Annotated in this window: 12 protein-coding genes; 7 read left to right on the top strand and 5 right to left on the bottom strand. The window is 36.5% G+C overall.

The genetic code is table 11. The features are described 5' to 3' along the window. Positions 1-45: 45 nt before the first annotated feature. On the bottom strand, positions 46-747 hold the full coding sequence (locus tag ACQKMI_RS20725) for a hypothetical protein (protein WP_427491964.1): 702 nt from the start codon (positions 745-747) through the stop codon (positions 46-48). A gap of 233 nt (positions 748-980) precedes the next feature. Here ACQKMI_RS20725 and ACQKMI_RS20720 point away from each other — a divergent pair, with 233 nt between their 5' ends. Then, positions 981-1,697, top strand: coding sequence for an alpha/beta fold hydrolase (locus ACQKMI_RS20720; RefSeq protein WP_427491962.1), 717 nt, complete (start codon positions 981-983; stop codon positions 1,695-1,697). An 81-nt stretch (positions 1,698-1,778) separates the two neighbouring features. On the opposite strand, the gene ACQKMI_RS20715 is transcribed toward ACQKMI_RS20720, so the two are convergent. The 3 genes from ACQKMI_RS20715 to ACQKMI_RS20705 form a co-directional block, all read right to left on the bottom strand. Next, positions 1,779-3,566, bottom strand: a complete 1,788-nt coding sequence (locus ACQKMI_RS20715; protein ID WP_427491960.1) for a response regulator — start codon at positions 3,564-3,566, stop codon at positions 1,779-1,781. Between the two features lie 114 nt (positions 3,567-3,680). Beyond that, positions 3,681-4,259 (bottom strand): sensor domain-containing protein, encoded by a 579-nt coding sequence (locus tag ACQKMI_RS20710; protein WP_403000213.1) that lies wholly within the window; start codon positions 4,257-4,259, stop codon positions 3,681-3,683. 203 nt (positions 4,260-4,462) lie between these two features. Continuing rightward, positions 4,463-5,803 carry an erythromycin esterase family protein gene (locus ACQKMI_RS20705; protein ID WP_427491958.1) on the bottom strand — a complete coding sequence of 447 codons (1,341 nt, stop codon included), beginning with the start codon at positions 5,801-5,803 and terminating at the stop codon, positions 4,463-4,465. A 360-nt stretch (positions 5,804-6,163) separates the two neighbouring features. On the opposite strand from ACQKMI_RS20705, the gene ACQKMI_RS20700 reads away from it, so the two are divergent. The 5 genes from ACQKMI_RS20700 (at position 6,164) to ACQKMI_RS20680 (ending at position 10,911) form a co-directional block, all read left to right on the top strand. Beyond that, positions 6,164-7,042 (top strand): CPBP family intramembrane glutamic endopeptidase, encoded by an 879-nt coding sequence (locus ACQKMI_RS20700; RefSeq protein ID WP_142510004.1) that lies wholly within the window; start codon positions 6,164-6,166, stop codon positions 7,040-7,042. Positions 7,043-7,353: 311 nt separating this feature from the next. Next, positions 7,354-7,965, top strand: a complete 612-nt coding sequence (locus ACQKMI_RS20695) for a dienelactone hydrolase family protein (RefSeq protein ID WP_427491956.1) — start codon at positions 7,354-7,356, stop codon at positions 7,963-7,965. A 288-nt stretch (positions 7,966-8,253) separates the two neighbouring features. After that, on the top strand, positions 8,254-9,210 hold the full coding sequence (locus tag ACQKMI_RS20690) for a LytTR family transcriptional regulator DNA-binding domain-containing protein (RefSeq protein ID WP_427491954.1): 957 nt from the start codon (positions 8,254-8,256) through the stop codon (positions 9,208-9,210). Positions 9,211-9,358: 148 nt separating this feature from the next. Continuing rightward, positions 9,359-10,207 carry an ABC transporter ATP-binding protein gene (locus tag ACQKMI_RS20685; protein ID WP_427491952.1) on the top strand — a complete coding sequence of 283 codons (849 nt, stop codon included), beginning with the start codon at positions 9,359-9,361 and terminating at the stop codon, positions 10,205-10,207. Continuing rightward, on the top strand, positions 10,204-10,911 hold the full coding sequence (locus tag ACQKMI_RS20680) for an ABC transporter permease (RefSeq protein ID WP_427491949.1): 708 nt from the start codon (positions 10,204-10,206) through the stop codon (positions 10,909-10,911). The genes ACQKMI_RS20685 and ACQKMI_RS20680 overlap by 4 nt, the downstream gene beginning before the upstream one ends. A 31-nt stretch (positions 10,912-10,942) precedes the next feature. On the opposite strand, the gene ACQKMI_RS20675 is transcribed toward ACQKMI_RS20680, so the two are convergent. Next, positions 10,943-11,539, bottom strand: coding sequence for a GNAT family N-acetyltransferase (locus tag ACQKMI_RS20675; protein WP_427491947.1), 597 nt, complete (start codon positions 11,537-11,539; stop codon positions 10,943-10,945). Positions 11,540-11,633: 94 nt separating this feature from the next. Between ACQKMI_RS20675 and ACQKMI_RS20670 the strand changes: the two genes are divergently transcribed. Further along, positions 11,634-13,010 carry a PLP-dependent aminotransferase family protein gene (locus ACQKMI_RS20670; protein WP_427491945.1) on the top strand — a complete coding sequence of 459 codons (1,377 nt, stop codon included), beginning with the start codon at positions 11,634-11,636 and terminating at the stop codon, positions 13,008-13,010. Positions 13,011-13,084: the final 74 nt, after the last annotated feature.

Raw genomic sequence — 13,084 nt, 5'->3', positions numbered from 1 at the left:
TTTTTTATTAAAGGCTGTTTTCGTATAGATTGTTGCTTCTGCGAACTAGAAAAATGCGGAGATATGTGAAAGAAGCAGTAAGTAAATGAAAGAAAGCAAACTAAAAAGTCGAAATACAGATATAAAAGAAGCAACAGCATAAAATATCCAAGCAATACCGACAATCATCAACCATTTATAGGTCTCTCTCGAATCACCCGATTCTTTTTTCATCTCTTTGTAAAATTTTATCGTCATAAACATACCACCCATCAATAACACGGCGCAACCGATAGACGGAACGATCTCCAATCCTAAGCTCTTACCCATTTCGATGGCAGCTACCGCTATAAAGTATATAAAAGCTACAAACAAATAAAGAGCTTTTTCCTTTCTCTCTAATTTTCTACTTTTCTTATTCGCCACTTTATACCGATGCATCAGATCTTCTTGCGACACATACTGCGTAACAAAGGCTTCCGCTTGTTTTGCATATTTTTTTTGAACTTTGACCGTATAAAAAAGCTCGTATACTTCAGACGACGGCTTTAAAAAGGCTTCGATATCTACTTCCAATGGGACATTACTTTTCTCTAAGTATTCGAGAATTGTCTGGACAGTATCTTCAAACGGAATGTTACTTAACTCTAAGTGTTCGATCATTGCCTGGACGGTATCTTCTGACGGAACGTTCCCTTTTTCTCTGTGTTCAATAATTGCCTGGGCAGTATCTTCTGAATGTCCAATCAATATTTTCTTTTTAAACATACTAAGCACCTCTTACGAAATAAGTTAAATAACGCTTAATTATACTATTTCATTCGACCTTTCTTGCAATCCAAAATATAACATACTCTTTTAAATATGGGCCCCTTGTTCGATTAACAACAATCTTTGAGAAAACAGCCTTATTAAACTAATGGGGCAGGTTAGTTTAATAAGGGGACTTATAAGTTAATAAAGAATAATTAAGAGGATAAACCAGAAAATGAGGTGTTGATATGAGGTTTATAGATAGATGGGCAAATTCAGAAAAAGTTAAAATTCATTACCTTGAAAGTGCTGATTATAATACGTCTGTAACCCCTTTAGTTTATGTGCCAGGTGCTTTAAATTTTGCAGAACAATCAACTGATTTGTTGGGAAAACTATTATCAAGAAAATGTATAACGATGAGTCTAAGAGGCCGTGGAAATAGTGATGCCCCCAAAGGTGGATATTCTTTTGATGACCATGTTAAAGACCTACATGCTATAATATCAGATTGTAAAGTTAAGAATTATTGTTTAATGGCATATTCTATGGGTGTTCCATATGCGATTAAGTTTGCTTCGGAACAGACTGATATAAAAGGTTTGATTATCTGCGATTACCCTGCAAAATACCCTTACATACCTGAAACATGGTCAGATAGAATTCTTAATAGTGGTTATTTAAACGAAGACAGGAGACATGTTGTAACAGGTATCCAGAAAGAATCAAGACAAATTGACCTTTATAGTGAATTATCCTTGATTAAAGTACCTGTATTAATTATTAAGGGTGGAACTGATGGTTCACTTTTGAAAGAAATGGAAGTTGAAAAATATAGGAATTACCTTAATGATGTGAACATAATTGAGATAGCTAGTTCGGGACATGAACTATGGGAGCCAGATTTAAATAAATATCTTCAAATAATTAATGAATTCTTAGAAAAATTGGATAGTTCTTGTTAAGCTAGCCTAATAAATTAGAGTTCGATAGAACTCTTTACTTAGGAATCCCCCACTTTTAAACGAAGTGAAAGTGGGGGTAGTTCAATCAATAATTCCAATTTCTAGAGCCTTGTGGACAGCTTCTTCCTTGTTACGCACTCCTAACTTTGTGTAAGCTGTTGAAGCATAGTTCCTGACCGTACCATTCGATAAATATAGCCTTGAAGCTATCGTATTGTATCGAAGTCCTTTTGCTACTAGCTGCAATATTTCTATCTCCCTAGCTGTTAGCTCATAAGCGGTTGCTTTTGATTGTAGTGTCTCTTTTTGCTCATCAAACTTCTCAAATATTTTGTGAGACATCCCCTGATCAATCAGTGTCCCACCTTTGTGAATAAGTCGGATCGTATTAGCTAGCTCCAACGTTTCAATAGATTTGAGTAAAAAACCATCCGCACCGTTGCGAAGCGATTCTAACGCCTGTTCGGTATCTTGAAACGTTGTAAAAATCAATACGCGGATATGTGGCCATTGTTGCTTAATCTTTTTGGTTGCTTCGATTCCATCCATGTGCTGCATATCTAAATCCATAAGTATAACGTGGGGTTGAAGGCGCCCACACAAATCGATGGCTTGATTGCCATCCTCAGCCAAACCGACTACATTTAAATCTTCATATCTATCGAGTAGTGTCCTCAAACTTTCCCGAACAAATGGCTGGTCGTCTACAATTAACAAACGAATAAGTCCAACTTTTATTTCAATTTGTCGCGGTATGGTACATGTAACAAGCATTCCTTCCTCTGGCTTTGTATATACAGACAATTGCCCCTGCAAATTCATTGCCCGTTCTTTCATCGCATTCATACCGAAGCCTTCTTGCCATTCTACATTTCCTTTTCCGTTATCTTGAACTTCTAACCTCGTATATTGTTGTTCAAACTGCAATGAAACTATAATTTCAGTCCCCTGACCATGACGTACTGCATTTGTAAGAGATTCTTGTAAGCAACGAATGAATGCGATCTTCGCTTGCTGAGACAGTTGATATTCCTCTCCGAATGTCCTAAAACTTACATTTACCTGAGCGTGCTCCTGAAATTCGGCTCCAAGATTTTGTAGAGATTGAATCAAGGAAGACGATTGACACGGAGAATCCATTTGATGTAGGTAACCTCTCACGTCCTCGATGCTTTTACGTCCCATTTCAAGCAAAGAATCTAGCCTATGTATACCCATTTCAGTAGCAAGTTCGGTACGCAACGTTTCCATCCCCATAATAATAGAAGTATAAGCGTGACCAACTGTATCATGAAGCTCACTCGACAGTCTGTTCCGTTCTTCTGCCAGTGTAATGCGTTCAATCTGAGACATATATTGCTCAAGTACCGCGTTTTGTTTACGAATCGCTTCATTTTGCTTATGATTGACGATTAATAAATGGAAAGCGAAGCCCATTACATAAGCGAGTCCATAGTAGGTAACCAAAATCCAATAGCTATTACTTGGCGCAACCGCATAGAGAATTCCAGTTGTTATAAAAACTGTTGTTGGAGCTGTCCAATAATAGGACAAATGCTTACTATTCGCAGCAATTAGAAACACCGATATAAGAAATGTGATGTAAGCTTCCGGAAATAATGAGGTTAAATATATACATAGTCCACCATATAGCAGTATTTCTGTGAACAAATAATATTTATAATTGAATAGTAAGGCTACCCATGGAATCGAGAAGGCAACAACCTCCCAAAAAATAATAATCCAAAGTGGCAATGTTAAACTATCCGGATAATCTAATGTGTTTATGGCGATAGAGATACTAGCAAGTATACGGACTCCTAACATAATCCAATCGTACCAAACCCAATACTTAACCATATCTAACAAGTCATTTACCCCCTAAATAGCCTACCTTTTTACTTCCTATTTTATAAATTAATCCTTCATACATTGTTATAATTTTTAATTTTACACTACAATTCTCTCACAGAAGGCAAACTTCTATCGATTTAGTTGCCGAATCATGCTACGTGTATAGCCCCCAATTTTCTTTGTCAAACCATCTACTATTCTACTACTTATGGCGATAAATACTATACCCATAGACATTACAAAGAGTGACTTTGCAAAAGTATCTATCTGTATGAATATAATATTCATTTCGAAGTAGCGATACAGTAGTGGTGCGAACAGCAACATAAGTGGCATTATATAAAAAATGGTTGCACAAATGAGACTAAAAATGCCAATCACAAATTTCTGCATTAACCAATAGACAGCAGACCAATTGCGACGATCGGTAAGCACTAATTTCACCTGAGTCCAGTTCGATGTATCTATTGTTATACTTCTATCATAAGAGTCTGTTGAAATATCTGTATAAATTTTCGTCTGTATGCGCTCGAATTGGATAAAAGGTGTAGTAGTCTGTAGTACGCGTATAACTAGTGGAATCCCAATTACCGTAAATGAAAGGGTGAAGCTGAATAGCAGAGCTATTAGATAAAAACAAAAATAAAACAATCCTGTAACGAAAGTTAGCAATAAAAAATAACCATTCTTGATGAATCTTGATTTCATAAAGTTCATCGCTCCTATCTATGTAATAACCGAATTGTACTGCTTTTTTTGTCATTCTCACTAGTGTAAAAGTGTCATATGACATTTCTAAATGATGCTAAAAAAGGGAGAGTAACCTACTTCTGATTAAAAAAAGATGCTTTTATTAACCTCCACAAAACAATCCCGTTCTTGCAGATGCAAGAACGGATTGTTTTGCACTTTTATTTAATATGAGATGGACTTGTTTTTCGAATATGAAAAATAATATCAAATTGCTCAAGCAATGACTTATCAAAGTATGCCGATTCGTTCGGTACGAGTCGTCCCCCTATACTTAGTAATGGCCTTTTTGCTTTAACCCATTTCTCTGCTGGTCCTTTAAGGTGACGGTTATCCAATAAAAACATTTTATATGGTACTTTTCCGAGGGTATAATTGAAACTATTTACATCTTGTGGAATCAGATCCGTTATAATCTTATCTGCGGTGTCGTTGTATAAGGTGAAATTCCCCTCCGTAGTTGTACTGCCAATTGTGACATAATTATTGTCTAAACGTTCCTTCAAATACTGCCCCGCAACATAAGGGTATAATTTCTCATCGATAATTCCTTTAGCTATATGAACATTGTGTCCCCATACCATCGTTTTACCACCCAATGTCTCTTGTGCCCACATTGCATGATCGGCCAAGTATTGCTCATGTAGCTTTAACATACTTGGATAGTCGTTAGGAATTAGCATTGTGGTAAATTTCTCTATTGCACTTGCCGTTACTTTCGCCCAGATGTACTCGGGTGAAGCTATTTCTGTGTAGGCTTGCTTATTCTCATCTTTTAGTAATCGAGCTACTCTCTCAGCGTTTGCCTTGAACTTTTCTTTTATTTCAGGAGCAAGGTCCATATATTCCTGTGTACTTCCATTAAAAGCCGACAATTCTTTATAATTTTCTTCTACTTCTGCCAGCAAATCTGGTCGATGCAGCCTTACATAATCAATTACTTTATTAAAGCAACCTTGGTCCAACTCCTTTAAGTCGAGCCCAATAAATTGGATCTTTTTTTTATTGGATGGATCAGCATTATAATCTTTCATCCACTCAATCATGGCTATAATTTCATCAGTAGGATATAACAAGTTTAAAAATTCCCTAGGGTTTCCTTTTCCTGTTTGGATATATTCATTTAACTTTAAGCCGTTTCCCCAATCTTCTTCCATTGTGAAATTTGTAAAACCCATCTCAGTAACCAAATATTTCACAAGTCGAAACTTCATAGTGAAAATTTCAGAGCTTCCATGAGTATTCTCTCCTAATCCTACATATTGTGCGCTCCCAATCATCTTCTTAAGTGGTTTTAAATCCTCAAATGATTTTGACGGCTCTATCGTTTTTAATGGGTAAGCCTGTGATTGTATTGATTTAACTATATTTTTTTGGATTGATTGGCCTGAATTTTCGACTGCTACTTTTTCGACTGCTACTGTTTGAGCCTTTCCTACTTCTCCACATCCTGTGACTAATAAAGCTGTACTAACCATTGCAATTATTCTTTTCTTATTCATTTTTTTCCACCTCAATTGAATTATTTGTAAAAGCAAGATTGATTCATGTACTTGCACGAATCAATTGCCTTAATTCAATTGTTATCTATCCCATATCATATTTTCTAGTTACATATTGTCATAAGGTTAATTGACACAGGTCATAGGCTAATCATTACACTTTTGTACTATCGGCTATGACAACTTATAAATAATAATTACATTGATGAGTCGCAAGTAAGACTAGATTATAAATTTGGGAGGGATTTTAAAGATGAATTAATCTGTATGCCAAAATATTTTTATTCTAAGTTGTGTCTGTGGAAATGACAGGAAGTAAATTCGATAAACAAATGAATTAAAGGGGAAGGGCGGATTACAATGATATTACACGCAAAATCGTTCCACAATAAAGATAAAATCCAACGTGCTAAAATAGGACTTCAACTCTTTCTGAGTATTTTAATCATTACTTCTATCATCCTAAATGTAGTAGTAATAATTACGAAAAGTATGCCGCTTATTGTGGTATATATGTTTACCCCAGCATTTTCTTCTGTTTTGACTCGCATAATACTGAAAGAAGGGTTTAAAGATGTATCTTTTAGTCTCGGTAACTTAAAGATATGGAAGGGGATTGGTTTTGCTCTGCTAATCCCTATGATTATTTGTGGAATTACTTATTCTATCGCCTGGTTGAGCGGAATTGCGGGGTTTCAGAATCCCGAAGGTGGTATGTTAGAACCAATCTACAATATACTTGGGCTTCAGTATCTAACGGCCCCATTCAGTTTCATTTATCTAGTAGTATTGAGCGGCATTTTCGGAAGTTTGCTTAGCTTAATCCCAGTTTTGGGAGAAGAAATGGGTTGGCGAGGTTATATGCTCACAAGGCTAGTCGATGCAGAGTTTTCACGGCCCATCCTTATTAGTGGATTGATTTGGGCAACGTGGCATGTTCCAATAGTTATTGCTGGTCTATATGTAGAGGGACCATCTGTCCTTCTTTCAGTACTTGGCATCTATTTTTGTATTGTGCCATTCAGTTATATTACAGCCTATTTACGACTTATCACAGGTAGCATTTGGCCTTCGGTTATCATCCATACTACTTGGAATGCCATTATTCAAGGACCTTTCGCACGTGCAAGTACAGGATATCAAACTGAGATTTGGATTGGAGAATCTGGTTTGATAACCGCTATTATTATCTTAATTACTGCAATAATTACGTCTCGAATGGTAAATTTCACTAAATAGCATACGGATTCAATTATCGAGCGCGATTGTTTAATAAGCGTCGCTTTTCTTCTTAAACTAACGGGTGCTTTAGTTGAATAAGATAGACAAACCAGAAGCAACAATCTTTGAGAAAGCAGCCTAAAATAAAGACTTATATCAATAGAAAAATCCGCCTCACTTTCTGTGGTCAAATCAAGAGCCACAAAAGTCTGCGTGGATTTTTCACTTTTTATGTAAGGCAAACTTACCAATCGTTAAATAATTTTTTCAAAATAATAGCTGACCAAAATTTTCTAAAATATACTAAATGATTACTTTTTGATACACTATTGGAAAAACAAAATGAGGTCAAAATGAAAAGGAAAGTATTTATATTACATGAGATTTATGGAGTCAACGATTTTATAAAAATGCAAGCTGAGGCATACAGTAACGCCAACACTTCTGTTGAGTGCATTTCTTTATATTCAGACAATAAAATATTCCCATATGAGCAAGAACAGCAGGCTTATGCGTATTACATAAATAAAATTGGCTTTGATACTCCTCTAGAACAACTAACCGAAAGAATATTGGGGGCTAGGTCACATTATGATGAAGTGCTGTTAATCGGATTTAGCGTGGGCGCAACATTGGCTTGGAGACTATCAACATTGCCACTACAAGGGATCGTTTGCGTTTATGGTTCACGCATTCGTCAATACCTGGATGTAATCCCCTCTTGTCCAACACTCGTCATTTTACCAAGAGATGAGAAAAGTTTTAATGTCCATGCATTAAAAGAAACACTCGGTACATTACCACTTGTTCATACGAGTCAATATCAAGGTCATCATGGTTTTATGGACTGCAATAATTCAAACTATTGTTATAAAAGTTATCTACAGGCACAAAACGAAATCTCGCAATTTTTCGAAGATATCAATTATGCCTCGGCATAATTGCGTCCAGAATCGGCTTTGTGCATGCACAAAGAACTCCTTTCCGATTCCGTGACATCCGCCGGAGGCTTTGGGCCAACACGATGTTGGTCACTCAGTCGTTGCCACAGGACGTGGCGTTCTTAGACTGAGTTCCTCTATTTCAGCGAGTATTTAGACACCCGCTGAAAAGTGGCTTAAATCCTCATTCATCATATAAAGGCGGGAGAATTCTGTACCTGTTGCTACACTTTCGGTACAAAAGACATTTGCTGAAAGAAATTAAACGAAGTAAAGGTGGACTTAGTAATGAATCAAAATGAAAGCATGATTATTGATCCTTATATAGAAGGAGGAAATGTAATTTATCCAAACTTCCAACTATCTATGCAGCCAGGCATTATTATTGGCATCTATACGGATGTGTCAAAAATACATACTTTAATCCAGTGGTTTGCAAAGCAAAGCAATACGTATACACATTTTCGTGAAAATGCCTTGTATGAGCGGCTGACGGTTCGAGAATACATCAACTTTTGCTTAAAGCTTTTCAATGCTTCTTCTGAAAAGATGGAGGATGTATTAGCATTGTTCGGTTTGATGGAGCAAAAAAACATGAAAATTAGCAAGCTCTCAAATAGCGAAAAGCAACGCCTAAAATTACTGCATACATATCTTAATCGGGCACCGATACAAGTTTTAGAAGAACCTTTCCAAAATATAGATGAGTTTTCCAAGCAAAAAGCCATTCAGTTATTGGATGTCCTTCAAAAACAAAATAAAACAGTCATTTTACTATCTAACAATTTCGAGGATTTAATCATTTCGAGTACAGAAATACATAGACTGGATGCTATGGGCTTACATGCATTAGATGTGAAAGAAGATGAGACAGAACAAGCTTCTCCCTCTCTTGAAAGTACACCAATTCGACTTGATAAAATCCCTACAAAGAAGAACGATAAGATCATTTTATTTAATCCCCCTGAAATCGATTATATCGATAGTGTTGAAGGTGTTGTTTCACTGTATGTTACAGGTGAAGCCTATCCATGTACATTGTCGCTAAATGAGCTTGAACAAAAATTGACACCGTTCGGCTTCTTTAGAAGTCATCGCTCTTATATCGTTAACTTACAAAAGGTACGGGAAATCATTACGTGGACTCGCAATAGCTACAGCTTAGCCCTGAATAGCACTGAAAAGACCGTAGTACCTTTGTCGAAAAATAAGCTTGCAGATTTAAAGGAAATACTCGGAATTTAGTAGATTTCCCAGGAAATAAACGACTCCTGTCAGCTGAAATATTTCTCCGCTAATGGTCATTTTACTGCCTTTCACCTGTAATTTAATGTTGTTATCTTCATTGTCCCTTATAGTTGAGACATCAACAACAACACAGGGAGGTTTTCAAATGAACGCAGTGATCGATGTTCAGCATTTGAAAAAAACATTTAATAAGGAAACAGCATTACAGGATGTTTCATTTACCATTCAAAAAGGAGAAATATTCGGCTTTCTTGGACCTAGTGGTTCTGGAAAAACGACTACTATTAAAATATTAACAGCACAAACTGAAAAAACTGATGGCGACGTTTTATTGTTTGGCCGCCCAGCAAATGAGATGAAACAAAGTAACAATCGCAAACGCTTCGGTATTTTAACAGATAATAGCGGACTATATACACGACTTTCAATCGAGGAGAATTTATTACTATTCAGTAATTTATATCAATTACCTAAATCAGCCGTAAAAGAGGCGTTGGATTTTGTTAACCTATACGGTGATCGTAAAAAGAAAATTAGTCAGCTTTCTAAAGGAATGATGCAACGTGTTACGCTAGCACGTGCCATCATGCATAAACCAGAACTATTATTTTTAGATGAACCAACTTCTGCACTCGATCCTGTTAATACACAACATATTTATAATGGATTACGCAAATTAAACGAGATGGGTACAACAATATTTTTAACAACTCATGATATGAGTGAAGCAGAAATACTTTGTGATCGTGTAGCCTTCTTACATAAAGGAAAAATTCGAGCAATTGGTGCGCCAAAGGATTTGAAAAAAGAGTTCGGTGATGAATCTATTACCGTTGAATTGAAAAGCGGCGCCAGTGAAATCATTCAAACTGGAGAACAGGATGCAAAAAAACTGTTTCATTGGATGCAATCGAACGAAGTTTCACGCATTTATACGAATGAGCCAACACTAGGTACTATTTTTATGCAAATAACAGGGAGTGATTTAGTATGAACCTTTCAATGACACGTATTCAAGCTATTTTAATGAAAGATTACAAGGAATTTTCACGTAACTATGCGGTATCCGTTATGTTACTTATGCCACTTGTTATGGCATTTTTATACAACAAAACAGGTGCAGCTACTATCGACGCCTATTTCCTTCCAATAAATATTGCATTTTCTACGGTGACTGCCTATGTACAATGCTGTCTAATTGCAGAGGAGAAAGAAAAAAATACGCTTCGTAGTCTAATGCTTTCCCCTGCTTCACTTGGCGATATTTTAATTGGTAAAAGCTTGTTTGTCTCTATCCTTACAATGGTAGTTGTAGCATTGACTATTTTCATAGTTGGCTATAACCCAGCTAACCTTTTCATCTTAGCTATCGCTTTAATACTTTCGACTGTGTTTTATATTGCAATAGGAACATTATGTGGATTATTCGCTAAAACGATTATGGAAGGATCTCTTATTATTCTACCGGTTATCATTATTTTCTCGTTTGGCTCTCTTGCCCTAGCATTATCGTCTACCTTTCCTATTTTAAAAATCGCTGAGTGGTTACCAAGTTCTCAATTGCTACTATTAGCAGAGGCTTTAGAAGGAACATACACAACAATGGATGTCATTATTCCAATGGCTACAATTATTGTATGGTCACTAGTTACTTGGATTGTAGTTGGATTTATCTATAAAAAAAGAATGGTCGACTAATGACCATTCTTTTTTTAGTATAATAATTTCTTTATCTCAACTTCTCAGTAGCGTCAATTAGCAACTGCTGCAAGTGTTTTTTCACTTGTGGCCATTCTTGTAGAGTTATGCTGTACATCACAGTATGGCGAGTTGTACCATCCTTACGCACCATATGATTACGCAAGACCCCCTCCTTTGTTGCCCCTAGACGTTCAATAGCCCTTTGTGAACGCACATTTTCATGATCTGTTTTAATTTGAACACGCTGTAGATTTAATACTTCAAAGCAATATTGTAATAATAAATATTTGCAATTCGTATTAATAGCCGTACGCCAAAAAGCAGGTGAAATCCATGTAGTACCTATTTCAAGCCGTTTATGCGTGTCATCAATATCCATAAATCGGGTCGAGCCGATGATTTGTTCAGATTTTTTATCCACAATTACGAAAGGGAACTCGGTTTTTTCTCGTTTTGTTAGTAATGCTTTATCCACAAATTTATTCACATCGTCCATCTTTTCTATTGCTGTGGACATGTGCGACCAAATCTCTGGATAACTACCAGCATCTAATATTCCTTGCCTATCCTCTTGTGCTAATGGCTTAAGTAATACAACCTCATTTTCTAACGCTAAAAATTCCATTTTGCTTCACTCCTTTTTAATATTTAACGATAATTCTGATATGATAGATAGAACCAATTTTCAAAAAATATACCGTACCAGGAGGTGCACCGTTTTGGAATTATCGATCTCATTTACGGAAGATTCATCGAAGTACGTGCAAATTTACGAAGAAATAAAGCAGGCCATTTTAAGTAAGAAACTAATGGCCTATGAGCAATTGCCTTCTAAACGGACACTTGCGAAAACACTTGACGTCAGTGTCCATACAATTAAAGAAGCTTATGAGCAATTACTCGCTGAAGGCTATATCTATAGTAAGGAACGCTCTGGCTATTTTATAGCGCCCTTTGAATTTGAATGGGAACAGCAGCAAAAACCCCACATATCCACAGCTAATGCATCAACTACATATACTATAAAATTTGATTTTAATAACGGACATGTGGATAAGGAGGCTTTTCCATTCTCCAGCTGGCATAAGCTGTTGAAAAAGCACTTCAATGTGGATAATTTAACGACAAGCCCTTGGGAAGGAGAAGCAATATTGCGGACGGAAATCGCTCGTTATGTTGAACGATCCAGAGGTGTTACTTGTGAGGCATCACAGGTGTTTGTGTATAGTGGTACACAAACTCAGCTTCAAGCTCTATGTCACATTTTTGGTCCAAAAGCACATGTTGGCTTAGAGGATCCTGGCTTTAAAAGAGTACATGCAACATTACAACAATGTGGACTAACAACTCAGGCAATTCCTGTTGATAACTCAGGGGTTACTATACCGAAAAAATCAATCCACATGTTATACACAACACCCGCACACCAGTTTCCACTAGGCATGGTTATGCCTGTTGAACGCCGTGCAGCACTTCTGCAATGGGCTACTGCTGAAAAAGCATATATTATTGAAGATGACTATGATTCAGAATTTCGTTATAAGGGGCTCCCTATCCCCTCTTTAGCAAAAATGGATCAGCTTCAACGCGTAATTTATTTCGGAACATTTTCCAAAACTCTTATCCCATCGCTGCGCATAAGTTACATGATTTTGCCTAAATCGTTAGTCAAAGCTTTTACTCATTTTAATCAAGAACAAAAATCCGTTGTCTCCAAAATAGACCAGCTTGTGTTAGCAGATTTTATTGCTCAAGGTTTATTTGATAAGCATTTAGCCAAAATGCGCACGATTTATCGCAAAAAGCAACAGACATTATTAGTAGCTATTAACACTCATTTTTCGAATGAATTCGAAGTAATAGGTGAAAAATCTGGACTACACATCGTTATGAAGTTACCAAAAAGACTTTCTGAACAAGAGGCGATTAGGCTTGCGCAGGAGGAAGGTATCCAAGTCTACCCATGTTCAACCTCCTATCAGCACAACTCTGAACATGCTATGGTCATTATAGGATATGGTGGGCTTACCCTTGAGCAAATCAATGAAGGTATCACGTTACTTGCAACAGTTTGGCAATCATCCATACCAGCATAATTTCAAAAATTTATAAAAACTATCGAAACCTTTTTAAAATTCTTCTCGTATTTAAACTAAATGCACATATAAGG

Source organism: Lysinibacillus sp. NPDC097214, assembly GCF_050277945.1.
Taxonomy (GTDB): Bacteria; Bacillota; Bacilli; order Bacillales_A; family Planococcaceae; genus Lysinibacillus; species Lysinibacillus xylanilyticus_B.
This window is presented reverse-complemented; position numbering and strand designations above follow the sequence as displayed.